Genomic DNA, 24848 nt, shown 5'->3' with positions numbered 1-24848 from the left:
TCTCTTGACGCTGACTGATCAAGGGACTGCTTAGCCTTAGCTGGCTCAGCAATCATGAAATCAAAAAGAAAAGGATAAGGACTATGTCACGCCAAACGCCGTCACTTTCATTTGAAGTGTTTCCTCCAAACCCAGCAGTGGGTAATGATAAAATTATTTCAGCCTTGCAGGATATGCGGGAGCTGACACCGCACTTTATTAGTGTGACTGCCAGCAATAATAAATTTAATATCAAGGAAACGACGGTTCGATTGGCTGACTTTATCCAGAATGACTTGGCGATTCCAACTATTGCCCACTTGCCAGCTATCTATCTAACCAAGGAAAAGGTTGCTGAAACCATTGCAGACTTGGACAAGGTAGGTGTACAGAAAATCTTGGCCTTGCGTGGGGATATTATCCCTGATGTGGAGCCACAAAAGGATTTCCGCTACGCAACGGATTTGATCGAGTTCATCAAAGAACAAGCCCCTCACTTTGATATTGTTGGTGCTTGCTACCCAGAGGGGCATCCTGACTCGCCAAACCAGATATTGGATATTCAAAATCTAAAGAAAAAAGTGGATGCAGGTTGCTCAAGTCTCGTAACTCAACTTTTCTTTGATAATGAGCGTTTCTATGATTTCCAAGATAAGTGTACCTTGGCAGGGATTGATGTTCCCATTCATGCGGGAATCATGCCTATTCTTAACCGTAACCAAGCGCTTCGTCTCTTGAAGACTTGTGAGAATATCCACCTTCCACGTAAATTTAAGGCCATCTTAGACAAGTATGAGCATGACCCTGAGTCGCTCAGAGCAGCAGGACTTGCCTATGCAGTGGATCAAATCGTGGACTTGGTAACCCAGGATGTTGCAGGTGTGCATCTCTACACCATGAACAATGCAGAAACAGCTAAATACATCCACCAAGCAACCCATGCCTTGTTTAATCATCAGTCTTTAGGATAATAAAAAGCAAACCATTCTTCTCAGGTGAGGGGAATGGTTCCTTTTTAATAGAAAAGCCCGCACTTTTTAAGAAAAATATGATAAAATAGACTCTGTACGTACTTGATACAAAGATGAGGGTATAAAAAGATTTTTAGCAATTTAAATCTAACAAAAATAGACAGATGCTAGAGAATATTATTCTTAGATGTTTCAAAGTATCTAGATAGTTGAACACGGGCTAAATCCCTAGTGAAAAAGATAGATTTCCCAGTGTGCATCGCACACTGCGTCAATCTCCTATTTTCATACGGGATTCTTTACGCCCTTTGTATCCTGATTTTTGTAGGCAAGGCGTATAATTTCATCAATCCAAAGGGGATTAAAATGACAAAACAAGTGTTTCAAACGACTTTTGCAGGTCGTGAGTTGGTTGTAGAGACTGGCCAGGTTGCTAAGCAAGCAAATGGCTCTGTTGTCGTGCGTTACGGTGAGTCAACTGTCTTGACTGCAGCCGTGATGTCTAAGAAAATGGCAACTGGGGATTTCTTCCCACTCCAAGTCAACTACGAGGAAAAAATGTATGCGGCTGGGAAGTTTCCTGGTGGCTTTATGAAACGTGAAGGACGTCCTTCAACAGATGCGACCTTGACAGCACGTTTGATTGACCGCCCAATCCGTCCTATGTTTGCGGAAGGTTTCCGTAACGAAGTGCAAGTGATCAACACCGTCCTTTCTTATGATGAAAATGCATCTGCACCAATGGCAGCTATGTTTGGTTCATCCTTGGCATTGTCTATCTCAGATATTCCGTTTGACGGACCAATTGCTGGGGTACAAGTGGGTTATGTAGATGGCCAAATCATCATTAACCCAACGCAAGAACAAGCTGAGCAATCGCTTCTTGAATTGACAGTTGCAGGTACCAAGCACGCTATCAACATGGTTGAGTCTGGTGCCAAAGAATTGTCAGAAGAAATCATGTTGGAAGCTCTCCTTAAAGGGCATGAAGCGGTTAAAGAATTGATTGCCTTCCAAGAAGAAATCGTTGCTGCTGTCGGTAAAGAAAAAGCAGAAGTGGAATTGCTTCATGTGGATGCTGAATTGCAGGCTGAAATCATCGCAGCCTACAACAGTGAGCTCCAAAAAGCGGTTCAAGTAGAAGAAAAATTGGCTCGTGAAGCTGCAACTCAAGCAGTTAAGGATCAAGTTACTGCAGTTTATCAAGAAAAATATGCGGACCATGAAGAATGTGACCGTATCATGCGAGATGTGGCTGAAATCTTGGAACAAATGGAACACGCTGAAGTGCGCCGTTTGATCACAGAAGACAAGGTTCGTCCTGATGGTCGTAAGGTTGATGAAATCCGTCCTTTGGATGCACAAGTGGACTATCTTCCTCGTGTGCATGGTTCCGGTCTCTTTACTCGTGGACAAACTCAGGCTCTTTCAGTCTTGACCTTAGCTCCGATGGGAGAAACTCAAATCATCGATGGTTTGGACCCAGAGTATAAGAAACGCTTTATGCATCACTATAACTTCCCTCAATACTCTGTAGGGGAAACAGGTCGTTATGGTGCGCCAGGTCGTCGTGAAATTGGTCACGGTGCTCTCGGTGAGCGTGCTCTTGCTCAAGTATTGCCAAGTTTGGAAGAATTCCCATATGCGATCCGCTTGGTAGCTGAAGTCTTAGAATCAAACGGTTCATCTTCTCAAGCCTCTATCTGTGCGGGAACGCTTGCCCTTATGGCTGGTGGTGTGCCAATCAAGGCGCCAGTAGCTGGTATTGCTATGGGTCTTATCTCAGATGGAAATAACTACACAGTATTGACAGATATCCAAGGTTTGGAAGATCACTTTGGAGACATGGACTTCAAGGTTGCAGGTACTCGTGACGGAATCACAGCCCTTCAAATGGATATCAAGATCCAAGGAATTACTGCAGAAATCTTGACTGAGGCTCTTGCTCAAGCCAAGAAAGCACGTTTTGAAATCCTTGATGTCATCGAAGCGACTATTCCAGAAGTTCGTCCAGAATTGGCTCCAACTGCACCGAAAATTGATACCATCAAGATTGATGTGGACAAGATTAAGATTGTCATCGGTAAAGGTGGAGAAACCATTGACAAGATTATCGCTGAAACAGGCGTTAAGATTGATATCGACGAAGAAGGTAATGTTTCTATCTACTCTAGCGATCAAGATGCCATTAACCGTACCAAAGAAATCATCGCTGGTTTGGTTCGTGAAGCCAAAGTGGATGAAGTCTACCATGCTAAAGTTGTTCGTATCGAGAAATTTGGTGCCTTTGTCAATCTCTTTGACAAGACAGATGCCCTCGTTCACATCTCAGAAATGGCTTGGACTCGTACCAACCGTGTCGAGGACTTGGTAGCTATCGGTGATGAAGTAGACGTTAAGGTTATCAAGATTGATGAAAAAGGCCGTATCGATGCCTCTATGAAAGCTCTTCTTCCTCGTCCGCCAAAACCTGAGCATGATGAAAAAGGCGAAAAGTCTGAGCGACCTCACCGTCCACGTCATCACAAGGACCACAAACCTAAGAAAGAAGTTACAGAAACACCAAAAGATTCAGAATAAGAAAAGGAGAAATGTATGGGATGGTGGCGCGAAACCATTGATATTGTAAAAGAAAATGATCCAGCGGCACGCAACAGTTTGGAAGTTTTGCTGACTTATCCAGGTGTCAAGGCCTTAGCGGCTCACCGTCTCTCGCATTTTCTATGGAAACACGGCTTCAAACTCCTGGCTCGAATGCACAGTCAGTTTTGGCGCTTCTGGACCCAAATCGAGATTCATCCGGGTGCCCAGATTGACTCAGGTGTTTTTATCGACCATGGTTCAGGTCTGGTGATTGGAGAGACGGCGATTGTTGAGACGGGAGTTCTCCTCTATCATGGTGTGACTCTTGGGGGAACAGGGAAAGACTGTGGCAAACGCCATCCGACTGTCCGTCGAGGCGCGCTCATCTCTGCTCATGCTCAAGTTATTGGCCCAGTGGAAATTGGCGAAAATGCCAAAGTTGGAGCGGGGGCAGTCGTCGTGGCGGATGTGCCTAGTGATGTGACCGTAGTTGGAATCCCTGCCAAGATTGTGCGCGTCCACGGTCAGAAAGACGAGCCGACCATCCACGAGGTGGAAGAACAGCGAGAATATTATCTGGACAAGCTGGAGCATGCCCGCGAAGCCAGCCACCATTCGTCGGAGCTCTAAGAAAGACTTGTTTTGAACAGTAACAAGACATCTTACGGAGGTCTTGTCAAGGAATGCTTTAGCAAACTGTAACCCAATAGAAAAGATGAAAGAGGCTTTGCTGAAGTCCTAAAGAAAGAGAAGTTATGTTATTAGAGGAATTCGAAGATGTAGCTGGGGTTGTTGAGCCAACAGATAGGCAGATTATGGACAAGGGTGAGGTTTGTGAAACTATCATCCTGTCCTTTAATGGCGAAATTCTGAAACGTTTGATTGAGTCAGAAAAAGTCTATCAAGGAGGCTATTTAAAAAATCTTAACGGTCAATTCCCTTGGTATGTATATAATTATGATGGAAATCAAGTTGCGGTCATGACTGCGCTTATTGGAGCTCCATCAGTGATTGGCCAACTGGAGGAGTTGGCGGCCAGAGGCTTCAAGAATTTCATCATTCTAGGTTCTTGTGGCGTTTTGGATCGCTCAATTGAGGCGGACAAGATTATCCTGCCGGCTGCTGCTTTGCGAGATGAAGGCACTAGCTACCACTATGCCCCACCGGGTGATGAAGTAGCCTATAACGAATCACTGTTGATTAAGTTGGAAGCCATCTTTGATAAGCACGATATCGAGCATATCCGCACCAAGTCTTGGACTACTGATGCCTTTTATCGAGAAACGCCTGATAAGGTCAAGCGTCGCTTGGCTGCTGGAGCCAAAGTGGTGGACATGGAAGCTTCAGCTATCATGGCTTGGAGTCAATTTCGCAAGAGTAAAGTCTATCAGTTCTTCTACACAGCTGACTATGTGGATCATCATAACCGAACCTGGGATGCCCGCCATGAAGAACGGACAGCTGATGCCATGACTTTTTTCACTATCGCTTTGACAATAGCAAAGGAACTAGAAAGGTAACTACAAGAATGGCAGTATATTTTTACGGCTGTATCACCATGGATGGCTACTTGGCAGACAGCCAGCACAGGATAGACTGGCTGCATCAGCTTGGTTCTGTAGAGGATACAGGCTATGATGACTTTTACAGGCAAATGGATATCACCATCATGGGCAAGCGGACCTTTGAGGAAATCCAAGATTTGCAAGATGTAGAAAGTTTTTATCAAGCTACGGAAAACTATGTCTTTACGCATGATAGGCACCTCCCTGTCAGCAATTACCAGCCAGTAGCTGGGGATGTGGTGGACTTTGTTCACCAGATTGACAAAGGCAAAAATGTCTTTGTGATTGGTGGTAATTCCTTGGTAGGACCGCTCTTGGATGCGGATCTTTTCGACCACCTCATTATTCAGATAGCGCCCCTTATCCTAGGAAAGGGGGTTCCCCTCTTTACCCAAGAGGAAGGGCAGTGCTTTTACCAACTGGATAGCCTCAGACAATTTGGCCCTTTTGCAGAGCTGGTTTTCAGCCGAAAAAGTCAGAAATAGAGAAGGGAGTGGACCGCATGATTAAAATTTACGACACCATGTCTCGTGATTTGCGAGAATTTGTCCCAATCGAGGACGGCAAGATCAAGATGTATGTTTGTGGGCCTACGGTATACAACTATATCCACGTGGGGAATGCCCGTTCAACAGTGGCTTTTGATACCATTCGTCGCTACTTTGAATACCGTGGTTATGAGGTTGCCTATATTTCCAATTTCACAGATGTGGATGATAAGATTATCAACCGTGCCAAGGAAGAAGGCATCACGCCTCAGGAGGTTGCGGACAAGTACATCGCTGCCTTTCGTGAGGATGTGACAGCTTTAGGCGTCAAACCTGCGACTCGCCATCCGCGTGTAGTGGAGTTTATGGCTGATATCATTCGTTTTGTGGAAGACTTAATTGAAAAAGGCTATGCTTATGAGAGTCAAGGGGATGTTTACTTCCGTGTGGAAAAATCCCACAACTATGCTAAATTGGCTAATAAAACCTTGGAAGATTTGGAGCTGGGTGCTTCAGGTCGTACCGATGAAGAAACAGCTCGCAAGGAAAATCCTGTAGACTTTGCTCTATGGAAAACAGCTAAAACAGGTGAGATTTCTTGGGACAGTCCTTGGGGAGCAGGCCGTCCGGGCTGGCATATCGAGTGTTCGGTCATGTCAACAGGGATTTTGGGAGATACCATTGATATTCACGGTGGTGGAGCTGACCTAGAGTTTCCGCATCATACCAACGAAATTGCCCAATCAGAAGCTAAAACAGGCAAGACTTTTGCCAACTACTGGATGCACAATGGCTTTGTCAATATCGACAATGTCAAGATGTCCAAGTCCTTGGGCAACTTTATCACTGTCCATGATGCCCTCAAAACCATCGATGGGCAAGTGCTTCGTTTTTTCTTTGCCACTCAGCATTACCGCAAGCCTATCAACTTTACAGAAAAAGCAGTGCGGGATGCAGAGACTAATCTCAAGTATCTGAAAAATACCTATGAACAACCATTTACTGGGACTGTCGATGCTCAAGAGTTACAAGACTTTAAAGATAAGTTTGTAGCGGCTATGGATGAGGACTTTAACGCTGCCAATGGTATCACAGTAGTCTTTGAAATGGCCAAATGGATTAACTCAGGTAACTATGATGCAAGTGTTAAGGAAGCTCTTGCGGCTATGTTAGAGGTCTTCGGAATTGTCTTTGTTGAGGAAGTTTTGGATGCAGAGATCGAAGCCTTGATCCAAAAACGACAAGAAGCGCGTGCTAATCGTGACTTTGCGACAGCAGACCAAATCCGTGACCAATTGGCTGCTCAAGGAATTAAACTACTGGATACAAAAGATGGAGTGAGGTGGACACGTGATTGATGTCAATCTCATTAACGGGATTGCGCTAGCTTTTGAGGGAGATGCGGTTTATTCCATGTATATCCGTCGCCATCTCATCCTCAAAGGCATGACCAAACCCAACAAGCTCCACCAAGAGGCGACCAAGTATGTCTCAGCCAAGGCTCAGGCTTGCTTGATTGCCCTCATGTTGGAGGAGCAAGTCTTGACGGATAAAGAAGAAGAAATCTACAAACGAGGTCGCAATACCAATAGCCATACAAAGGCTAAAAATGCTGATGTGGTGACCTACCGCATGTCTACAGGTTTTGAAGCAGTGATGGGCTATCTCCATCTGACTGAAAATCTGGAGCGTCTAGAGACCTTAATTTCTTGGTGCATCCAAAAAGTGGAGGAGTAGGATATGATTGCAAAAGAACTACAGGACTGGTTTCCTGAAGCTCAGATTTCAGATCAGCCAGTAGAGAAACCAGGCTATCTTACTCTCCCTTTAGCTTCTCAGCAGTGGATTATGCTGGAGGAAGCTGGGCTCAGCGAGCGTGAAAAGCAGCTGGTTGCCCTTTTGACCCAGCAAGATCAGGCACGTTCGCTCAATCCTTGGTATCCCTATCTGATCGAGGGGAAGGGGCAGGCACCGCAAACATTTAAAAAAATTCAGCTGGTTTATTGCCATCTTTCCTATTTCCAACAGGAAAATCTATCCTCTTGGCTAGATATGATGCAAACTCTCTTTCCCAACTGCCAGACAGTGCTACAGGTCGGTGCTCAGGATTATGTATTTGTGCTTCAACAAGATAAGTACACCTCTGTACGAGCTATTTTAAGTGATACGATTGAAGCAGTGGAGTATGACTTTGGTCTTCGTCTGTCTATCATGTTAGGGCAGGTTTGGTCACAGGCTGGGTATCAGGCTCTGTCAGATTTAATCCAAGCAGAGCGAGACTTGTTTAAGACTTGGTGGCGTCAGGGTCACCAAGGTGTTCATACCTTTTCACAACTCTATCTTTGGAGTATGGGAGAAAGGAGCGTGGACTTGAAGGTAATCAAGGAATGCCTGCACCAGATGATTTTGGAGCAGGATCAGATTCAGGAAATCATTCTCTCTCTTTGGGAAAATAGTGCCGTTCTCACTAAAACAGCCCAGCAACTCTATCTGCACCGCAACTCTCTCCAATACAAGATTGATAAATGGGAAGAATTGACAGGGCTACAGTTGAAGGAATTGACCGACCTGACCCTGTGTTATCAATTGATTTTACCAGATATTCTCTAAAGTTTTGTGCAAGTTGCACAGAACTTTTTAATTTTTTTGGTCACCTTGCCATAGAAATGTAAAGCGTTTTCATCTATAATAAAACTATCAAAAGACAAAAGGAGTTCACCTCGATGGTAGAATTAAATCTTAAAAATATTTACAAAAAATATCCAAACAGCGAACACTACTCAGTTGAAGACTTCAACTTGGACATCAAAGATAAAGAATTTATCGTTTTCGTAGGTCCTTCAGGATGTGGTAAATCAACAACTCTTCGTATGATTGCTGGTCTTGAAGATATCACAGAAGGTACTGCATCTATCGATGGCGTGGTTGTCAATGACGTAGCTCCAAAAGACCGTGACATCGCCATGGTTTTCCAAAACTACGCTCTTTACCCACACATGACTGTTTATGATAACATGGCTTTCGGTTTGAAATTGCGTAAGTACAGCAAAGAAGACATCGACAAACGTGTGCAAGAAGCTGCAGCAATCCTTGGTTTGAAAGAATTCTTGGATCGTAAACCAGCTGACCTTTCAGGTGGTCAACGTCAACGTGTTGCCATGGGTCGTGCAATCGTCCGTGATGCAAAAGTGTTCTTGATGGACGAACCTTTGTCAAACTTGGATGCCAAACTTCGTGTATCTATGCGTGCTGAAATCGCGAAAATCCACCGTCGTATCGGAGCTACAACTATCTACGTAACCCACGACCAAACAGAAGCGATGACTCTTGCAGACCGTATCGTTATCATGTCAGCAACTAAAAACCCAGCTGGTACAGGTACTATCGGACGTGTAGAACAAATCGGTACTCCTCAAGAAGTTTACAAAAACCCAGTTAACAAGTTTGTAGCAGGATTCATCGGAAGCCCAGCTATGAACTTCATCAACGTGAAATTGGTTGGTAGCGAAATTGTTTCTGACGGTTTCCGCTTGAAAGTTCCAGAAGGTGCTTTGAAAGTTCTTCGTGACAAAGGCTACGAAGGAAAAGAATTGATCTTCGGTATCCGTCCAGAAGATGTGAATGCAGAACCTGCTTTCCTTGAAACATTCCCAGAATCAGTTGTCAAAGCTACGATCTCAGTATCTGAGTTGCTTGGTTCAGAATCTCACCTTTACTGCCAAGTTGGTAAAGACGAATTTGTTGCAAAAGTGGATGCTCGTGACTACTTGCAAACAGGTGCAACAGTTGAACTTGGATTTGACTTGAACAAAGCACACTTCTTCGATGTAGAAACTGAAAAAACAGTTTACTAAGATAAATAAAATAACAAAGCACTGCAGAGTCTCTCTTGCAGTGTTTTTTCTTTTAATTGCTTAGGCTAGGCATGAAAACAGGCTTTTCTAGTTTTAATATTCTTAAAAAAGTGATAAAATGGTAGGAAGAATTGGAGAGAATAAATGCCGAAAGAAGTGAATTTGTCGGGCGATGAGGTTGTCGCTTTAACGCAAAAATATTTATCGAAAGAAGATGTTGCTTTTGTACATAAAGCCTTAGTTTACGCAGTTGAATGCCATAGTGGTCAATACCGTAAATCTGGCGAGCCCTATATTATTCATCCCATTCAGGTGGCAGGGATTTTAGCTAAGCTTAAGCTAGATGCCGTGACAGTTGCCTGTGGTTTTTTGCATGATGTGGTTGAAGATACGGATGCGACATTGGATGATTTAGAGCAAGAGTTTGGTCATGAAGTTCGCATTATTGTTGATGGAGTGACTAAGCTTGGTAAGGTTGAGTACAAATCACTCGAGGAACAATTGGCTGAAAATCACCGCAAGATGCTTATGGCCATGTCTGAGGATATCCGTGTTATCTTGGTTAAATTATCGGACCGTTTGCACAATATGCGGACTCTCAAACACTTGCGAAAGGACAAGCAAGAACGTATCTCCAGAGAAACCATGGAAATTTACGCACCACTTGCTCATCGTCTAGGGATTTCCAGTGTCAAGTGGGAGTTGGAAGATCTATCTTTCCGTTACCTCAATCCAACTGAGTTTTACAAAATCACCCACATGATGAAGGAAAAACGCAGAGAACGTGAGGCTTTGGTCGACGAAGTCGTAACAAAGTTAGAGGAATACACTTCCGAACGCAATCTAAAAGGGAAAATCTATGGTCGTCCTAAGCATATCTATTCAATCTATCGCAAGATGCAGGATAAGAAGAAACGCTTTGAGGAGATTTATGACCTGATTGCCATTCGCTGTATCTTGGATACCCAGAGTGATGTCTATGCCATGCTGGGCTATGTTCATGAACTTTGGAAACCTATGCCAGGCCGCTTCAAAGACTATATCGCTAACCGCAAGGCCAACGGTTACCAGTCTATCCATACGACCGTCTATGGGCCAAAAGGACCGATTGAATTCCAGATTCGGACCAAGGAAATGCACGAAGTGGCTGAGTACGGGGTTGCGGCTCACTGGGCCTATAAGAAAGGCATTAAAGGGCAGGTCAACAGCAAAGAGTCTGCGATTGGTATGAACTGGATCAAGGAAATGATGGAATTGCAGGACCAGGCTGACGATGCCAAGGAATTTGTCGAGTCTGTTAAGGAAGAGTATCTGGCGGAGGAGATTTACGTCTTTACTCCAGATGGTGCAGTTCGTTCCCTTCCAAAAGATTCAGGCCCGATTGACTTTGCCTATGAAATTCATACCAAAGTCGGTGAAAAAGCAACTGGTGCCAAGGTCAATGGCCGTATGGTTCCGCTGACAACCAAGCTCAAAACTGGGGATCAGGTCGAAATTGTAACCAACCCCAATTCTTTTGGCCCGAGTCGTGACTGGCTCAACATGGTTAAGACCAGCAAGGCACGTAACAAGATTCGTCAGTTCTTTAAAAACCAAGACAAGGAATTGTCTGTTAACAAGGGCCGTGAACTGCTGATTAATCAGCTCCAAGAGAATGGCTATGTGGCTAATAAGTATATGGACAAGCGGCACATGGACCAAGTCCTTCAAAAGACCAGCTACAAGACAGAAGACTCCCTCTTTGCTGCTATCGGTTTTGGAGAAATCAGTGCTACTACCGTCTTTAACCGTCTGACTGAAAAGGAACGCCGTGAAGAGGAACGTGCCAAAGCTAGGGCAGAGGCTGATGAGTTAGTTAAGGGTGGCGAGGTTAAGGTTGAGAATAAGGAGAAGCTCAAGGTCAAGCATGAGGGCGGTGTGGTCATTGAAGGCGCCTCAGGTCTCCTAGTTCGGATTGCTAAGTGTTGTAATCCAGTGCCGGGTGACAACATTGTCGGCTACATTACCAAGGGGCGTGGTGTGGCCATTCACCGTGTGGACTGTATGAACCTTCGCGCCCAAGAAAACTACGAACAACGCCTCCTTGATGTGGAATGGGAAGATCAATTCTCAAGCAAGGAATATATTGCCCACATCGATATCTACGGCCTCAACCGTACAGGTCTCTTAAATGATGTTCTGCAAGTTCTTTCCAACACAGCTAAGAATATCTCAACCGTTAACGCCCAACCAACCAAGGATATGAAATTTGCTAATATCCATGTGTCCTTTGGAATCTCAAATCTCTCAACTCTAACGACAGTAGTTGATAAGATTAAAAGTGTGCCAGAAGTCTACTCTGTCAAACGAACCAATGGCTAAGATCTAGAAAGGATTTTTATGAAAATCGTCGTTCAACGAGTTAAGAAAGCTCAAGTGAGTATTGAAGGTCAGGTTCAGGGAAGAATCAATCAAGGGCTTTTATTGCTGGTCGGTGTAGGCCCAGAGGACCAAGAGGAAGATCTGGATTATGCTGTCCGAAAGCTCGTCAATATGCGGATCTTTTCAGACGCAGAAGGCAGGATGAACCTGTCTGTTAAGGATATTGAGGGCGCAATTCTTTCTATTTCTCAGTTTACCCTCTTTGCAGATACTAAGAAGGGGAATCGTCCAGCTTTTATAGGAGCAGCCAAGCCGGATATGGCATCAGATTTCTATGATGCTCTTAATCAAAAGCTAGCGCAAGAAGTGCCCGTTCAGACAGGTATCTTTGGAGCGGATATGCAGGTGGAGTTGGTCAATGATGGGCCAGTTACCATTATCCTTGATACTAAAAATAGATAAGAAAACCAAGTCAGCCGGCTTGGTTTTTGTTTATAGACACTCCCAGAAAGAGGTATGTTTGTTGTAAAAGTCTGGATAGTTTTCTCTTAGGTGGCTAGCCGTCATATAATATAAAGTAGAATGACAGGAAGTAAAGACTGGAGTAAGAGAGTAGAAATATTGAGGGCCAGTGATTGCTAAAAAGACAAATAATAGAAAATCGCTGATGAGCACCCCTAAATAGTAGAGGCGAATTTTTTTGTTCATCTGAGGATAAATCTCAGAGAAATGTTTTTTGAGTCGGAAGACCAAGCAAGATAGCAGTAGTCCCTGAGCAAGGATGAAAATGAAGCAAAAAAACAGGCCTCTCTCCAAAGAAAGTTCGTATCGGGGTCTGAAAGTTACCAACAGTAGCAAATCGCTGACTGCAATGGCTGCAAAATGGATTCTAAAGAGCTTTTTCATAGGAAAACCTCCCTCTTTTATCTAGCTTCATTCTACACCAAATGAATGGGACTTACAAGCAAAATAATAAAAAATCCCTGAAAGGAACTTCTTTCAGGAATAAGGGGTTAGTTGATTTTTTCGACATAGAGTTGTTTAGCGATATCGATGCTAACTTGGAGGTCTTCACCTTTGTTGACCAGTGTAAAAGTATTGGAAAAATTATCAAACTGCTTAACTTGGAGTTGGTCACCAATATGAATCTCATGCTTTTCTAAGTATTTGAGTAGATCAAAGCTATCATGAACCCGAGTCAGGAGATAGGTTCCAGCCTCTTTGGTATCTGCTAGAGGTAGGTTGTTGATCTCAACCAAGAGTTCTCCTTTAACAGGAATAGTTCCACCGTGGGGACAGGTTTGAGGGAAGCCAAGCAGTTTATCCAATCTCTCCACAAAGAGGTCAGAGACAGTGTGTTCTAGAACCTCAGCTTCCTCATGGATTTGATCGCTGGTATAGTCGAGATGGTGAACTAGAAAGACTTCAATCAACCGATGCTTGCGATAGAGCTCAGAGACCAGTTCGAGGCCGATATCTGTCAATAGATAGCCGTTCTCCTTGTCCTTGAGAATGAGATTTTCACTTTTCATGCGTTTGATCATCTCTGTTACGGCAGGTGGAGAGACCTGCATACGGGCAGCAATTTCTTTATTGGTGATTTTTTGCATTTCCGTACCGATTTCATAAATACATTTTAGGTAGTCTTCTTTATTTGGCGTCATTCGTTCCCTCTTGTCTTTTCTCTCCATCTAGTATATCAAAAAAAGCTAGATTTCTCTAGCCTTCAGCCCTAATGGCTTTGATTTTAGTCCAGTTCTTTCACTGCAGCAATAGCAGCTTCAAAGTCTGGTTCCGTGTTGATGTTGTCAACGTATTCCACATAACGGATGATATTGTTAGCATCGAGAACAAAGACGGCACGTGCAAGGAGATGCCATTCGTTGATCAAGAGGGCATAATCACGCCCGAAAGAATGGTCAAAGTAGTCTGAAAGCATGATGGCATTGTCAAGACCCTCAGCCCCACACCAGCGTCCTTGGGCAAATGGTAGGTCCATAGAAACGGTAAGAACGACGGTGTTGTCAAGGTTGGCAAGTTCCTGGTTGAATCGACGTGTTTGCGTTGAGCAGATTCCAGTATCGATAGAAGGGACAACACTCAAGACTTTTTTCTTTCCATCAAAGTCAGCTAGCGTTTTTTTAGAGAGATCGGTTGTCGTAAGAGAAAAGTCAAGTGCCTTGTCTCCGACTTGCAGTTGTTTACCTGTAAAGGTTACAGGATTTCCGAGAAAAGTGGTCATGAAACTACTCCATTCTTTTTTCTTTTATTTTACCGAGAATTGTCAGATTTTTCCAATGATTTGACTGGAAATTAAAAGATAAAAAAACGCCTGTTCATGTGAGAACGACGTTTTTTAATGGATTATTTTGACAAACCTTCAGCAATCTTGTCAAGGTTGTATTTCATCATGCTGTAGTAGCTGTCGCCTTCTTTGCCTTCTTCAGCGATTGAGTCAGTAAAGATTTGTGCGTAAATTGGAATATTTGTGTCTTGTGAAACAGTCTTCATTGGACGGTCATCGACACTTGATTCAACAAAGAGTGATGGAACTTTTGTTTGGCGAAGTTTTTCAACCAAGGTCTTGATTTGTTCAGGTGTTCCTTCCTCTTCCGTGTTGATTTCCCAGATGTAGGCACTTGGAACTCCGTAAGCCTTAGAGAAGTATTTGAAGCATCCTTCGCTGGTTACGATGAGTTTCTTCTCAGCAGGGATATTGTTAAATTTCTCTTTGGCTTCCTTGTCCAGTTTGTCTAGTTTTTCAGTGTAGTCTTTGAGATTTTTTTCATAGAATTCCTTGTTGCTAGGATCCTTAGCGATCAGCTGTTTAGCGATATTTTTAGCATAAATCATCCCATTTTCAAGGTTGAGCCAAGCGTGTGGATCTTCTTTGCCTTTTTCGTTTTGACCTTCGAGGTAGATGATGTCTACGCCGTCACTAACTGCAAAGTAGTCTTTGTTTTCAGTTTTCTTGGCATTTTCTACCAATTTGGTAAACCAAGCATTGCCACCTGTTTCAAGGTTGATACCGTTATAGAAAATCAAATCAGCTTGAGAAGTTTTCTTAACGTCTTCAGGAAGTGGTTCGTACTCGTGTGGATCTTGACCAACAGGAACGATACTGTGAAGATCAATCTTGTCACCAGCGATATTCTTAGTAATATCAGCGATGATTGAGTTAGTCGCTACAACCTTTAGTTTTTGGTTTGTAGATGCTGTATCTTTTTTCCCACTAGCACAGGCAGCTAATCCAATGATAGAAAGAAAAAGAACGAGCAATGTACCTAATTTTTTCATTAGATTCCTCCAGAAAGGGTTTCCCCGTTATTTAATGATTTTTTTGTTTTTTAGTTTCAAGTATCGTTGCTTAGGAGAGATAAAGAAACTGATTAAAAAGAAGCTGGCGGATGTGAGCACGATGCTGGATCCTGCTGCGAGATTGAAACTATAACCGATAAAGAGCCCTACAACAGAAGCCAGAGCTCCTAGGCCTGATGAAAGAAAAATCATGCTCTTTAGGCTATTAGCATAAAGGTAAGCCGTCGCAGCTGGGGTGATCAACATGGCTACGATAAGAATAGTTCCAACACTTTGCATGGCGGTGACTGACACAAGGGTCAAGAGCACCATGAGCAGATAGTGGTAGAAATTGACGGGCATTCCCATGGCTTTAGCCAAAAGCTCGTCAAAGGATGTAATCAATAGTTGTTTAAAGAAAATCCCGATAATCAAGAGAATCAATGCCCCCACACCAATGGTGATCCACATGTCCGTATCTTGGACAGCGAGGATATTCCCAAAAAGGATATGGAAGAGGTCTGTCGAACTCTTGGCAACACTAATCAAGATGACACCTAAGGCTAAGAAAGATGAAAAGGTAATACCAATGGCAGTGTCACTCTTGATGATAGAGTTCCCCTTGATGTAGGTAATGATGATGGAAGCCATCAAGCCAAAGATGATCGCTCCAATAAAGAAATCAATTCCCAGGATAAAGGAAAGGGCTACGCCAGGCAAAACTGCGTGAGAGATGGCATCTCCCATGAGAGACATTCCACGCAGGATGATAAAACATCCCACAGCTCCAGCAACGACTCCGATGACAATAGCTGTAATCAAGGCGTTTTGTAGGAAATGGAAATTTTGCAATCCATCGATAAATTCTGCTATCATAGGTCACCTCCATTAAAGAAGAGTTTGCTACCATAAGCTTTTTTGAGATTGGCTTCGGTAAAGGTTTCTTCAGTTGGACCAATAGCTACCAATTCTCGATTGAGAAGTAAAACTTGGTCGAAATATTGGGGAACTTTACTGAGGTCATGATGGACGATGAGAACGGTTTTACCAGCTTTTTTAAGATCTCTCAGCGTATTCATGATAATCTCTTCACTGATCGAGTCAATCCCAACAAAAGGCTCATCTAAAAAGATGTAGTCAGCTTCCTGCACTAAGCAGCGGGCAATCAAAACACGTTGGAATTGTCCTCCTGAGAGCTGACTGATTTGGCGTTCAGCATAGTCTGAGAGTCCAACGATTTCAAGTGCATCCGCCACTTTTTTCCAGTGGCTGGTCTTTAAAGTGTGAAAGAGCGGGATAGATGGATAGAGTCCCAGTGAGACACATTCCTTGACTTTGATAGGGAAATTGTAGTCGATATGGATTTTTTGCTCGACATAGGCAACTCGATGTAAAGATTTTTTGACTTCTTTGTCATCGAGAAAGGCCTGACCTTCATGTGGGATAATTCCCAACATACTTTTTAATAAAGTTGATTTTCCAGCACCATTTGGACCAATAATTCCGGTAATAGTTGGTCCTTGGAGCACTAGTGAAATATCCTTTAGTGCCAACGTTTCTTTGTAGGAGACACTGAGGTGTTCAATACGTATCATAACAAATTCCTCCCTCCTGTATTTAATATACATTAAAAAAAAATTAAGTCAAGTTAATTTTTAAAAAATTTAATAAAATAACTGAAAAATGAAACCGACAAGAAGTTCATTTTTAATTGCATTCCCAAGTGTTTTTTGCTAAGCTAAGAATAAGTGAAAAAATGAAAGCGAGAACAAGATGACACGTTATCAAGACGATTTTTATGATGCAATCAATGGTGAATGGGAAAAAACAGCTGTCATTCCAGCTGATAAATCTCGAACAGGTGGTTTTATTGACCTTGATGAGGAAATTGAAGAGTTGATGTTGGCAACTACGGACAAGTGGTTAGCAGGTGAGGATGTCCCAGAGGATGTAATCCTCGCAAATTTTGTTAAGTACCATCGTATGGTACGTGATTTTGATAAGAGGGAAGCAGATGGGATCAAACCTGTCCTTCCTCTACTCGAGGAATACCAAGACTTAGAAAGTTTTGCAGATTTTACCAGCAAACTAGCCGAGTTTGAACTAGCTGGTAAACCAAACTTCCTTCCATTTGGAGTATCACCTGACTTTATGGATGCCAGAACCAATGTTCTCTGGGCCAGCGCTCCAGGGACGATTTTGCCAGATACAACCTACTATGCTGAAGACCATCCTCAACGTGAGGAGCTCTTGACGCTTTGGAAGGAAAGTAGCGCAAATCTTCTCAAAGCCTACGATTTTTCAGATGAGGAAATTGCAGATTTGCTAGAGAAGAGATTGGAATTGGACCGTCGAGTTGCAGCTGTGGTACTTTCTAATGAAGAAAGTTCAGAATATGCCAAACTCTATCATCCATACGCTTATGAAGATTTCAAGAAATTTGCCCCTGCCCTACCTCTAGATGACTTCTTCCAAGCTGTTCTTGGGCAAGTGCCTGACAAGGTTATCGTAGATGAAGAACGTTTCTGGCAAGCAGCAGACCAATTTTATAGTGAAGAAGCTTGGCCTTTGCTTAAGGCAACCTTGATTTTGGCTGCGGTGAATCTTTCAACCAGCTATCTCACAGACGAGATTCGTGTCTTGTCAGGTGCCTACGCGCGAGCTCTTTCAGGTGTTCCAGAAGCTCAGGACAAGGTCAAGGCGGCTTATCACTTGGCTCAAGCTCCCTTTAAGCAAGCCCTCGGTCTCTGGTATGCGCATGAAAAATTCTCTCCAGAAGCCAAGGCGGATGTAGAGAAAAAAGTGGCGACCATGATTGATGTTTACAAGGAACGTTTGGCTAAGAATGACTGGCTCACACCTGAAACGCGTGACAAGGCCATTGTCAAACTCAATGTCATCAAGCCTTATATTGGTTATCCAGAAGAGCTGCCAGCCCGCTACAAGGACAAGGTAGTGAATGAATCTGCCAGCCTCTTTGAGAATGCCCTAGCCTTTGCGCGTGTTGAGATCAAGCACAGTTGGAGAAAGTGGAACCAGCCGGTTGACTACAAGGAGTGGGGAATGCCTGCTCATATGGTTAATGCCTACTACAATCCACAAAAGAACTTGATCGTCTTTCCGGCAGCTATTTTACAGGCGCCATTCTATGACTTGCATCAGTCATCTTCTGCCAACTATGGTGGTATCGGAGCGGTTATCGCCCATGAAATTTCTCACGCCTTTGATACAAATGGGGCTTCCTTTGATGAAAATGGTAGCCTCAAAGACTGGTGGACTGAGAATGACTATGCTGCCTTCAAAGAAAAAACTCAGAAAGTTATCGACCAGTTTGACGGTCAAGAATCCTACGGCGCAAGAATCAACGGAAAACTAACCGTATCAGAAAATGTTGCCGACTTGGGAGGGATTGCAGCAGCGCTTGAAGCTGCCAAGAGAGAGCCAGACTTCTCTGCTGAAGAATTCTTCCACAATTTTGCTCGTATCTGGCGTATGAAAGGTCGACCAGAGTTGATGAAACTCATGGCCAGTGTCGATGTCCACGCGCCTGCTAAACTCCGTGTCAATATCCAAGTACCAAACTTCGATGACTTCTTTACGACTTATGATGTCAAAGAAGGCGACGGCATGTGGCGTTCACCAGAGGATCGTGTGATTATTTGGTAAGACAAAAACCAAGGATTGTCCTTGGTTTTTTGCTTGCTAGAAAAAGGGATTAAAGGTCTTTTCGTGAGCGATGGTCGTAGCTGGACCATGCCCTGGATAGACATCGTAGTTAGGAAGGGTAAAGAGTTGAGTTTGGATACTATGGAGGAGTTGTTCCATGCTACCTGTAGGAAGGTCGGTCCGTCCGATAGTTTCGCGGAAAAGAGCATCTCCGGTCAAGACTAGATGGGCATCAGGAAAGACCAAGGAAACACCACCGATAGAGTGTCCAGGAGTAGGAAGTACAGTAAAGCGGAACTCTTCGATCTGGTATTCTTCATGAAAGACATAGGTGTGTTCAGCAGGTTTTGTGACCACATCTTCCATGTCATCATGTCGAGGGAGACCAGAGAGATTATCTACAGGTGTATAAAGCCAAGATGCTTCACTCTCTGCTACATAAACTGGAGGATTTCCAAAAGTCTCACGCACCAAGTCGAGACTCATAATATGGTCGTAGTGGGTGTGGGTCAGCAGAATCGCGCATACTGGTTTGTCGATTTTTTCGATAGTCTTGCGGATAGCTTCCCAATGGCTACCAGGGTCAACCACAATCAGGTGATGGTCTCCCTCTATGTAGTAGGTGTTTTCATAGGCAACAGGATTGACAGTTTTATGGATTTTCATAGGATTTCCTCTCTCAAAGAATGTACTGATATCAGTATAACACAGAAGAGAATGCTTAGGGTATCAGAAAGTATTTTTCTACCTTAACGATTTTTCCAAGCTTGGTAGCGGGTGTCGATCAAGAGTTGGGTTAGTCGTCCCATGGTTTCTCTTTCTTCGGGAGTGAGGGATTGAGCTTGGACAAAGAGATGGTGAATGTGTTCAATAACCTTGAAGGAAGAAAGATCGTTGATAGAGGAGATGCCTGCATCAAGAATGATTCCAAAAAAGAGGTCGAAGTAGAGCTGCAGTTCTTCGTCAGGAACTGTTTCAACCCATTCTTTAAAGGTTGTATCGACTTGCTGACTGTCACTATTGGTCTCATCCAGTTGGACAAAGTGTTTGTCTTCAACCTGCCAACTAAAGGTGTCGTGCTGGGCGATGCCACCTAAGGCAGTGCTTCGAACGACGATTTTCTTATCAGGGATTTCCAGCATCATCCCGATGATAGAACCTTGTGGGACAAATACTTTTGTTCTTTCCATCATGTTTTGATAGCCAGCTGTTTTGGTCAGTTCCTTGTGAAGTCCAGGGGCATCAAATGTATAGACGGCGACGATGTTTTTTTGTAAAAGTGGGTCGAGTTGACTGGCAGCATAGACAGCTAGGTTGCCTCCTTTTGAGTGTCCAGCAAGAATAACCTTTTGATTGGGATGTTGAGCAAAAAAGTCCTTTAAATACTGAAGGGCATGTTTTTGAGCTGGAATTTCCTTCATATAGGTCATATGGAAATCTTCTTTCCAACCGATGATACTATCATCCGTCCCACGAAAAACAAGCAAATAAGTATCGAGACTGATACGATAAGTCATAGCCGCAAACTGTTTTTGCAATTCAGGATCGATATCATTGATAAAGTTTGAGAGCTTGCAATTTTTAAACCGTTTGTGTTGAGCGAGCTGATCCAATAACTGGAGACGGTTTTTGCTGGTCAGCATCGTCGTGTCTCTAGGGATTTGAGCTGCTAGATCTATGAGACGCTGGGGTTCTTGGGTGACTACACCATCAAAAGCAAGGTAGGTTAATTCAGTCAAGGCAAGAACGTCTAACTCATTCACGGGAAGGTCATAAAAGGAATCGTATGCTACATCATTCAAGTAGTCAAAAATATTGGCCATAAAAGCTCCTTTCTCTATGTTTATCCTACCACATTTACAGAGAATTAGCTAGTAGGCTTGCTTAGTCCCTCTCCATAATGAACTAGTAGTTAGGTTTGATTCAGAGATACAGAAGACAGAATGCTTTTATTTCAATCCTCTAAACGAGCTAACTTGGATATTATTGCTATCAATTCCATTTTCCTTTAAAAAATTCTTCATCTCATTTACATCATCAGGCTGTCCTGTGATAAGATAGCTGGCTTGATTGCCGTATTCATCAATAGCACGTTTTAAAAATGCTTGACTTTGAGAAAATTCATCGCTAGTTTTATAAGTAAAATTCGATGTTTTTTGAGCCAGTTCCTTCATCTCATTATCGAAAATAGTAACTCCTTTGTCCAAATGGTTGAGAATAATTGGAGCTTTTCCAGCCCATTCTTTGATAAGGGGACGTAAAGCAGAAATTCCAACATCAGATGCAAAACAAACTAGTGGCTGATTCGTATCTTTAACGGTTAAAGAGGAATCCAGCCAACTCATCTCAATCTCACTGCCAGCAGATAAATGTGTTAAGGTTTCCTTAAAGTGGCTACCACTATTATGCGTTAAAATGAGGATCTCATCTTCATCAGGTGTGGAGGCAATGGTTAGCCATCGACTGGTCTGCTCTCCCTTAGCTTCGTTTTTCCTAGAAGCGGACGACGTATCAGGGAGTGTAAACTTAGCATAAGCCCCAGCTTTCCAGATTTGATGACTCGGCTTTGTGATATGAATTAAATACAAATCTCCGCTGGGATTTTCGATGGATTTTATCGATAATGTTTGACTCCGTCCAAGATAGGCGATGGCACCCCAAGTTATAAGGGCTAGTAATCCAAGTGTTGAAAGAATGATAATAAACATTTTTTTACCTCTTTTCATTTTTTTATGACTCCTATTCTTAATTGTTGAATGAACTATAATTAAATTCATTCACAAATTTCCAAAAAATAAAGAAAACCATTTTCTTTATTTTAGAACTCCTTTTATGAAGTTGGTTGCAAGTATTTCGACAGTTTTGCCAATATCTGGAAAATCTTTTTCCGTGATATGCATATCCATGTAGTAAAAAAGGTTGTAAACTTGTAAAATCTCTTGAATCTTTTCTGGAGAATACCCTTCAGACTGCATACGATTTGTAAAGGTTTTAACTAGAAACTGATGAAATGGATTTGCGACTTTGCCTTCTTCTGAGGAATAGTAGCTATGCAACTCATCTGCTATGGCAGGATTGTACCATTCTGCAAGGATTTTATTGGAAGAAACGAGTGCTCTGGACTGAGCAAAGAGTTGACTAATAAGATCAATCATATCAATTTCCCAATCCAGTTCTTCAATCATAGCTTGGCGAACACGGTTGTTTTCATCTATATAGATATCTAGAAAAATGGCTTCTTTACTCTCGTAATAGTTATAAAAAGAGCCGACTGCTACACCAGCTTGCCTAGCAATTTCTGAAATTCCTGTCGCCTTGTAACCTTTTTTCGAAAAAACTTCATAGGCCGCTGTCTTTAAAGCTTGTTTTTTGTCCAATCTGATTTAACCTCCTTTGTTTAATGAATGAATAAGTTGATTTGTTCATTCATATTCTAACAAATCATGGCTAGCTTGTCAATAAGAAGGCTAGATCTATTAAATAAGTGAAAGAAACGCTAACCAAATGAACACAAAAAGGAAAATATAGGATAAGGCTGGAACTATACTTAAAAATAAGGTATGATATCAGTGGGAATGTTCTCTATATAGCATCTGTTTACTGATCTGGATTTGGGAAATAGGCTGCTAAACAGTATGAGACACTGATCCGTAGATTTGATATGAAGGGTTTTGATGCTTTGAGTAATAGCAAAGGAGGAGCGCATGCACAAGATTTTACTAGTAGAGGATGACCAAGTCATTCGGCAACAAGTGGGGAAATTGCTTTCTGAATGGGGCTTTGAGGTTATTTTGGTAGAGGATTTTATGGAAGTATTGACTCTCTTTGTCCAGTCAGAACCTAATTTGGTCCTCATGGATATTGGTCTGCCTCTTTTTAATGGTTACCACTGGTGCCAGGAGATTCGCAAGATTTCCAAGGTGCCCATCATGTTTCTCTCTTCGAGAGACCAGGCTATGGATATCGTCATGGCGATCAATATGGGAGCAGATGACTTTGTGACCAAGCCTTTTGACCAGCAGGTGCTCCTTGCCAAGGTTCAGGGCTTGTTGCGCCGTTCCTATGAGTTTGGGCGGGATGAAAGTTTGCTAGAGTATGCGGGTGTGATCCTCAATACCAAGTCTATGGACTTGCACTATCAGGGGGAAGTTCTGAGTTTGACTAAGAATGAATTTCAAATTTTGCGAGTGCTGTTTGAACATGCTGGCAATATCGTGGCGCGTGATGACTTGATGAGAGAACTCTGGAATAGCGACTTTTTCATTGATGACAACACCTTGTCTGTCAACGTTGCTCGCCTGCGTAAAAAGTTGGAGGAGCAAGGTTTAGCAGGGTTTATCGAAACCAAGAAAGGGATAGGATACGGACTGAAACATGCTTGATTGGAAACAATTTTTTCTAGCCTATCTGCGTTCTCGTAGTCGCATCTTTGTCTATATTTTTTCATTGGGCTTTCTCGTCCTTCTCTTTCAGTTTTTATTTGCTAGTCTAGGAACTTATTTTCTTTATTTCTTTCTGCTCAGTAGTTTTTTGACCTTCTTATTTTTGGCTTGGGATATGTTTGCAGAGGCTCAGGTTTACCGACAGGCAGTTCTCTATGCTGAGAGAAATCCCAAGTCTCCTCTGGAATGTGCGTTGGCAGAGAAACTCGAAGAGCGGGAGTCTGAATTGTATCAAAAGAAGTCGGAAGCCCAAAGCAAGCTGACGGATTTGCTTGATTACTACACCTTATGGGTTCACCAGATCAAGACACCCATTGCGGCAAGCCGTCTCTTGGTAGCAGAAGTTTCTGATCGTGAGGTCAAGCAGCAACTGGAACAGGAAATCTTTAAGATTGACTCCTATACCAATCTGGTGTTGCAGTATCTTCGTTTAGAGAGCTTCCATGATGATTTGGTATTTGAAAAGGTTCAAGTGGAGGATCTGGTGAAGGAAGTGGTTCGCAAGTATGCTCTTTTCTTTATCCAGAAGGGGTTGACGGTCAATCTGCATGACCTTGACAAAATCATCGTGACCGATAAGAAGTGGTTGTTGGTCGTCATTGAACAAATCCTCTCAAACAGCCTCAAATACACCAGGGAAGGCGGTTTGGAGATTTATATGGAGGGCCAGGAGCTTTGTATCAAGGATACGGGAATCGGGATAAAAAATAGCGATGTACTCCGAGTCTTTGAACGTGGCTTTTCAGGCTACAATGGGCGTTTGACCCAGCAGTCATCTGGACTGGGTCTCTACCTATCCAAGAAAATTTCTGAAGAACTTGGCCACCAGATTCGTATCGAGTCTGAGATCGGGACAGGAACAACTGTTCGCATCAAGTTTTCCAATATGAATCTGATGATTGAGTGAGCATAGTTGATGATAACCTTATCCATCTGTGGAATTTTTGTTCTAGTCTATATCTCTATTTTCATGATAACGTCTAGAAGTTACTATAAGATTGTCCAGATGTAAAAAATGTTACACTAGGAAACGACTAGAATATAGTCAAAAAATAAAAGAGGCAAAAATGAAAGAAAGTTATTTTGACGGAGGAATCCTAGATTATATTGGATATTCTATCTTAGTAGCCATAATTTTCGGGCATACCTTGGGGATCGCAACACCTTGGGCGGTTTGCATGATGCAAAATTGAAAACCAAACATACGGTAGTGGATGGTCAACGTCTATACTTTGACGGGACTGGAACACAACTGTTCGGTAACTGGATCAAGTGGTTTCTTCTAACTATCATCACATTTGGGATCTATGGCTTCTGGTTGAAAATAAAAATGGAGCAATGGATTGTCAAACACACTCATCATGTTTAAACATTAAAACGGCATCTTCTTTCAGAGGAGATACCGTTTTTTTCTTTTTCGTATAAGGAAACAAAAATTTCTTCCTTTCTCTATCTTTTAAATTGATATATTTTTCCAGAGAAAGACTGTAAAATTTTTGATATAATGTTAAGGATAGACTGACGGAGGCTTAAAGGATAATTTTCAAAAAAATAACAGGTGAGAATTAAAAATATGTAAGATTGAACAGAAGTCTCTCTGCCGTCATCCAAGCAGAAACAAGATTATATGAAATAAAAGGAG

At 42.7% G+C, this 24848-nt stretch carries 24 protein-coding genes and 2 pseudogenes; 16 read left to right on the top strand and 10 right to left on the bottom strand.

The features are described 5' to 3' along the window. Window positions 1–83 precede the first annotated feature (83 nt). From metF to dtd, 11 genes are all read left to right on the top strand, one after another. Entirely contained in the window at window positions 84–950 is an 867-nt protein-coding gene (gene metF, locus HMPREF0850_RS11255; protein ID WP_000089959.1) for a methylenetetrahydrofolate reductase [NAD(P)H], read from the top strand. A gap of 366 nt (window positions 951–1316) precedes the next feature. After that, the gene (gene pnp, locus HMPREF0850_RS11250; RefSeq protein WP_000166436.1) at window positions 1317–3530 is read left to right on the top strand and encodes a polyribonucleotide nucleotidyltransferase; all 2214 of its coding nucleotides are present in this window, start codon (window positions 1317–1319) and stop codon (window positions 3528–3530) included. Between the two features lie 15 nt (window positions 3531–3545). Continuing rightward, window positions 3546–4163: a serine O-acetyltransferase gene (gene cysE / locus HMPREF0850_RS11245; protein WP_000539963.1), complete on the top strand. Its 618-nt coding sequence runs from the start codon at window positions 3546–3548 to the stop codon at window positions 4161–4163. A 125-nt stretch (window positions 4164–4288) separates the two neighbouring features. Beyond that, window positions 4289–5053: a nucleoside phosphorylase gene (locus HMPREF0850_RS11240; protein WP_000923411.1), complete on the top strand. Its 765-nt coding sequence runs from the start codon at window positions 4289–4291 to the stop codon at window positions 5051–5053. Between the two features lie 8 nt (window positions 5054–5061). Next, complete coding sequence (locus HMPREF0850_RS11235; protein ID WP_000301973.1) at window positions 5062–5583, top strand: dihydrofolate reductase family protein; 522 nt, start codon at window positions 5062–5064, stop codon at window positions 5581–5583. Window positions 5584–5600: 17 nt separating this feature from the next. Next, window positions 5601–6944: a cysteine--tRNA ligase gene (gene cysS, locus HMPREF0850_RS11230; RefSeq protein ID WP_000591086.1), complete on the top strand. Its 1344-nt coding sequence runs from the start codon at window positions 5601–5603 to the stop codon at window positions 6942–6944. Further along, window positions 6937–7323 carry a Mini-ribonuclease 3 gene (locus HMPREF0850_RS11225; RefSeq protein WP_000567902.1) on the top strand — a complete coding sequence of 129 codons (387 nt, stop codon included), beginning with the start codon at window positions 6937–6939 and terminating at the stop codon, window positions 7321–7323. Before cysS ends, HMPREF0850_RS11225 begins: the two co-directional genes overlap by 8 nt. A gap of 3 nt (window positions 7324–7326) precedes the next feature. Beyond that, a complete protein-coding gene (locus HMPREF0850_RS11220; protein ID WP_000560746.1) occupies window positions 7327–8196 on the top strand; it encodes a helix-turn-helix domain-containing protein in 870 nt (289 codons plus the stop codon). A 113-nt stretch (window positions 8197–8309) separates the two neighbouring features. Then, on the top strand, window positions 8310–9440 hold the full coding sequence (locus HMPREF0850_RS11215) for an ABC transporter ATP-binding protein (RefSeq protein ID WP_000229944.1): 1131 nt from the start codon (window positions 8310–8312) through the stop codon (window positions 9438–9440). Window positions 9441–9584: 144 nt separating this feature from the next. Beyond that, the gene (locus tag HMPREF0850_RS11210) at window positions 9585–11801 is read left to right on the top strand and encodes a RelA/SpoT family protein (RefSeq protein ID WP_001123767.1); all 2217 of its coding nucleotides are present in this window, start codon (window positions 9585–9587) and stop codon (window positions 11799–11801) included. Window positions 11802–11819: 18 nt separating this feature from the next. After that, the gene (dtd, locus tag HMPREF0850_RS11205; protein ID WP_000707053.1) at window positions 11820–12263 is read left to right on the top strand and encodes a D-aminoacyl-tRNA deacylase; all 444 of its coding nucleotides are present in this window, start codon (window positions 11820–11822) and stop codon (window positions 12261–12263) included. Between the two features lie 30 nt (window positions 12264–12293). Here dtd and HMPREF0850_RS13200 read toward each other — a convergent pair whose 3' ends face one another. The 6 genes from HMPREF0850_RS13200 to HMPREF0850_RS11175 form a co-directional block, all read right to left on the bottom strand. Next, entirely contained in the window at window positions 12294–12707 is a 414-nt protein-coding gene (locus HMPREF0850_RS13200; RefSeq protein ID WP_000732780.1) for a hypothetical protein, read from the bottom strand. A gap of 107 nt (window positions 12708–12814) precedes the next feature. Then, window positions 12815–13465, bottom strand: a complete 651-nt coding sequence (locus tag HMPREF0850_RS11195) for a metal-dependent transcriptional regulator (RefSeq protein WP_000188535.1) — start codon at window positions 13463–13465, stop codon at window positions 12815–12817. A gap of 83 nt (window positions 13466–13548) precedes the next feature. After that, complete coding sequence (gene tpx, locus HMPREF0850_RS11190; protein ID WP_000206536.1) at window positions 13549–14043, bottom strand: thiol peroxidase; 495 nt, start codon at window positions 14041–14043, stop codon at window positions 13549–13551. A gap of 122 nt (window positions 14044–14165) precedes the next feature. Next, window positions 14166–15098 (bottom strand): metal ABC transporter substrate-binding protein, encoded by a 933-nt coding sequence (locus HMPREF0850_RS11185; RefSeq protein ID WP_000733066.1) that lies wholly within the window; start codon window positions 15096–15098, stop codon window positions 14166–14168. A gap of 27 nt (window positions 15099–15125) precedes the next feature. After that, window positions 15126–15974: a metal ABC transporter permease gene (locus HMPREF0850_RS11180; RefSeq protein WP_000559794.1), complete on the bottom strand. Its 849-nt coding sequence runs from the start codon at window positions 15972–15974 to the stop codon at window positions 15126–15128. Further along, window positions 15971–16693 (bottom strand): metal ABC transporter ATP-binding protein, encoded by a 723-nt coding sequence (locus HMPREF0850_RS11175; protein ID WP_000618101.1) that lies wholly within the window; start codon window positions 16691–16693, stop codon window positions 15971–15973. Before HMPREF0850_RS11175 ends, HMPREF0850_RS11180 begins: the two co-directional genes overlap by 4 nt. Before the next feature lie 178 nt (window positions 16694–16871). Here HMPREF0850_RS11175 and HMPREF0850_RS11170 point away from each other — a divergent pair, with 178 nt between their 5' ends. Beyond that, the gene (locus HMPREF0850_RS11170; protein ID WP_000199233.1) at window positions 16872–18764 is read left to right on the top strand and encodes a M13 family metallopeptidase; all 1893 of its coding nucleotides are present in this window, start codon (window positions 16872–16874) and stop codon (window positions 18762–18764) included. 36 nt (window positions 18765–18800) lie between these two features. Here HMPREF0850_RS11170 and HMPREF0850_RS11165 read toward each other — a convergent pair whose 3' ends face one another. The 4 genes from HMPREF0850_RS11165 to HMPREF0850_RS11155 all read right to left on the bottom strand — a co-directional run bounded on the left by HMPREF0850_RS11165 (window position 18801) and on the right by HMPREF0850_RS11155 (window position 22147). After that, the gene (locus HMPREF0850_RS11165; RefSeq protein WP_000690826.1) at window positions 18801–19430 is read right to left on the bottom strand and encodes an MBL fold metallo-hydrolase; all 630 of its coding nucleotides are present in this window, start codon (window positions 19428–19430) and stop codon (window positions 18801–18803) included. A gap of 83 nt (window positions 19431–19513) precedes the next feature. Beyond that, window positions 19514–20587, bottom strand: a complete 1074-nt coding sequence (locus HMPREF0850_RS11160) for a DUF2974 domain-containing protein (protein ID WP_001273843.1) — start codon at window positions 20585–20587, stop codon at window positions 19514–19516. A gap of 126 nt (window positions 20588–20713) precedes the next feature. Beyond that, complete coding sequence (locus HMPREF0850_RS0103435) at window positions 20714–21490, bottom strand: hypothetical protein (protein ID WP_000820262.1); 777 nt, start codon at window positions 21488–21490, stop codon at window positions 20714–20716. An 87-nt stretch (window positions 21491–21577) separates the two neighbouring features. Next, on the bottom strand, window positions 21578–22147 hold the full coding sequence (locus HMPREF0850_RS11155) for a TetR/AcrR family transcriptional regulator (protein WP_095045752.1): 570 nt from the start codon (window positions 22145–22147) through the stop codon (window positions 21578–21580). Window positions 22148–22468: 321 nt separating this feature from the next. Here HMPREF0850_RS11155 and HMPREF0850_RS11150 point away from each other — a divergent pair, with 321 nt between their 5' ends. The 4 genes and pseudogenes from HMPREF0850_RS11150 to HMPREF0850_RS12875 all read left to right on the top strand — a co-directional run bounded on the left by HMPREF0850_RS11150 (window position 22469) and on the right by HMPREF0850_RS12875 (window position 24575). Next, the gene (locus tag HMPREF0850_RS11150) at window positions 22469–23146 is read left to right on the top strand and encodes a response regulator transcription factor (RefSeq protein ID WP_000548977.1); all 678 of its coding nucleotides are present in this window, start codon (window positions 22469–22471) and stop codon (window positions 23144–23146) included. After that, window positions 23139–24113 carry a sensor histidine kinase gene (locus HMPREF0850_RS11145; RefSeq protein WP_000887946.1) on the top strand — a complete coding sequence of 325 codons (975 nt, stop codon included), beginning with the start codon at window positions 23139–23141 and terminating at the stop codon, window positions 24111–24113. The genes HMPREF0850_RS11150 and HMPREF0850_RS11145 overlap by 8 nt, the downstream gene beginning before the upstream one ends. 6 nt (window positions 24114–24119) lie before the next feature. Then, window positions 24120–24218: pseudogene (locus HMPREF0850_RS13305) on the top strand (peptide ABC transporter); the annotation flags it as partial. Window positions 24219–24273: 55 nt separating this feature from the next. Further along, window positions 24274–24575, top strand: a pseudogene (locus HMPREF0850_RS12875) (DUF898 family protein). Window positions 24576–24848 lie beyond the last annotated feature (273 nt).

Origin of the sequence: Streptococcus sp. M143 (assembly GCF_000162495.1) — a bacterium.
GTDB classification, from domain to species: Bacteria; Bacillota; Bacilli; order Lactobacillales; family Streptococcaceae; genus Streptococcus; species Streptococcus dentisani.
The sequence above is the reverse complement of the archived record's forward strand: the minus strand, read 5'-3'. Positions and strand labels throughout refer to the sequence as shown.

What these genes read in the sequence shown, in the direction of transcription:
- metF (WP_000089959.1), top strand. Translation starts at nt 84, where the DNA reads ATGTCACGCCAAACGCCGTCACTTTCATTTGAAGTGTTTCCTCCAAAC.
- pnp (WP_000166436.1), top strand. Translation starts at nt 1,317, where the DNA reads ATGACAAAACAAGTGTTTCAAACGACTTTTGCAGGTCGTGAGTTGGTT.
- cysE (WP_000539963.1), top strand. Translation starts at nt 3,546, where the DNA reads ATGGGATGGTGGCGCGAAACCATTGATATTGTAAAAGAAAATGATCCA.
- HMPREF0850_RS11240 (WP_000923411.1), top strand. Translation starts at nt 4,289, where the DNA reads ATGTTATTAGAGGAATTCGAAGATGTAGCTGGGGTTGTTGAGCCAACA.
- HMPREF0850_RS11235 (WP_000301973.1), top strand. Translation starts at nt 5,062, where the DNA reads ATGGCAGTATATTTTTACGGCTGTATCACCATGGATGGCTACTTGGCA.
- cysS (WP_000591086.1), top strand. Translation starts at nt 5,601, where the DNA reads ATGATTAAAATTTACGACACCATGTCTCGTGATTTGCGAGAATTTGTC.
- HMPREF0850_RS11220 (WP_000560746.1), top strand. Translation starts at nt 7,327, where the DNA reads ATGATTGCAAAAGAACTACAGGACTGGTTTCCTGAAGCTCAGATTTCA.
- HMPREF0850_RS11215 (WP_000229944.1), top strand. Translation starts at nt 8,310, where the DNA reads ATGGTAGAATTAAATCTTAAAAATATTTACAAAAAATATCCAAACAGC.
- HMPREF0850_RS11210 (WP_001123767.1), top strand. Translation starts at nt 9,585, where the DNA reads ATGCCGAAAGAAGTGAATTTGTCGGGCGATGAGGTTGTCGCTTTAACG.
- dtd (WP_000707053.1), top strand. Translation starts at nt 11,820, where the DNA reads ATGAAAATCGTCGTTCAACGAGTTAAGAAAGCTCAAGTGAGTATTGAA.
- HMPREF0850_RS13200 (WP_000732780.1), bottom strand. Translation starts at nt 12,707, where the DNA reads ATGAAAAAGCTCTTTAGAATCCATTTTGCAGCCATTGCAGTCAGCGAT.
- HMPREF0850_RS11195 (WP_000188535.1), bottom strand. Translation starts at nt 13,465, where the DNA reads ATGACGCCAAATAAAGAAGACTACCTAAAATGTATTTATGAAATCGGT.
- tpx (WP_000206536.1), bottom strand. Translation starts at nt 14,043, where the DNA reads ATGACCACTTTTCTCGGAAATCCTGTAACCTTTACAGGTAAACAACTG.
- HMPREF0850_RS11185 (WP_000733066.1), bottom strand. Translation starts at nt 15,098, where the DNA reads ATGAAAAAATTAGGTACATTGCTCGTTCTTTTTCTTTCTATCATTGGA.
- HMPREF0850_RS11180 (WP_000559794.1), bottom strand. Translation starts at nt 15,974, where the DNA reads ATGATAGCAGAATTTATCGATGGATTGCAAAATTTCCATTTCCTACAA.
- HMPREF0850_RS11175 (WP_000618101.1), bottom strand. Translation starts at nt 16,693, where the DNA reads ATGATACGTATTGAACACCTCAGTGTCTCCTACAAAGAAACGTTGGCA.
- HMPREF0850_RS11170 (WP_000199233.1), top strand. Translation starts at nt 16,872, where the DNA reads ATGACACGTTATCAAGACGATTTTTATGATGCAATCAATGGTGAATGG.
- HMPREF0850_RS11165 (WP_000690826.1), bottom strand. Translation starts at nt 19,430, where the DNA reads ATGAAAATCCATAAAACTGTCAATCCTGTTGCCTATGAAAACACCTAC.
- HMPREF0850_RS11160 (WP_001273843.1), bottom strand. Translation starts at nt 20,587, where the DNA reads ATGGCCAATATTTTTGACTACTTGAATGATGTAGCATACGATTCCTTT.
- HMPREF0850_RS0103435 (WP_000820262.1), bottom strand. Translation starts at nt 21,490, where the DNA reads ATGAAAAGAGGTAAAAAAATGTTTATTATCATTCTTTCAACACTTGGA.
- HMPREF0850_RS11150 (WP_000548977.1), top strand. Translation starts at nt 22,469, where the DNA reads ATGCACAAGATTTTACTAGTAGAGGATGACCAAGTCATTCGGCAACAA.
- HMPREF0850_RS11145 (WP_000887946.1), top strand. Translation starts at nt 23,139, where the DNA reads ATGCTTGATTGGAAACAATTTTTTCTAGCCTATCTGCGTTCTCGTAGT.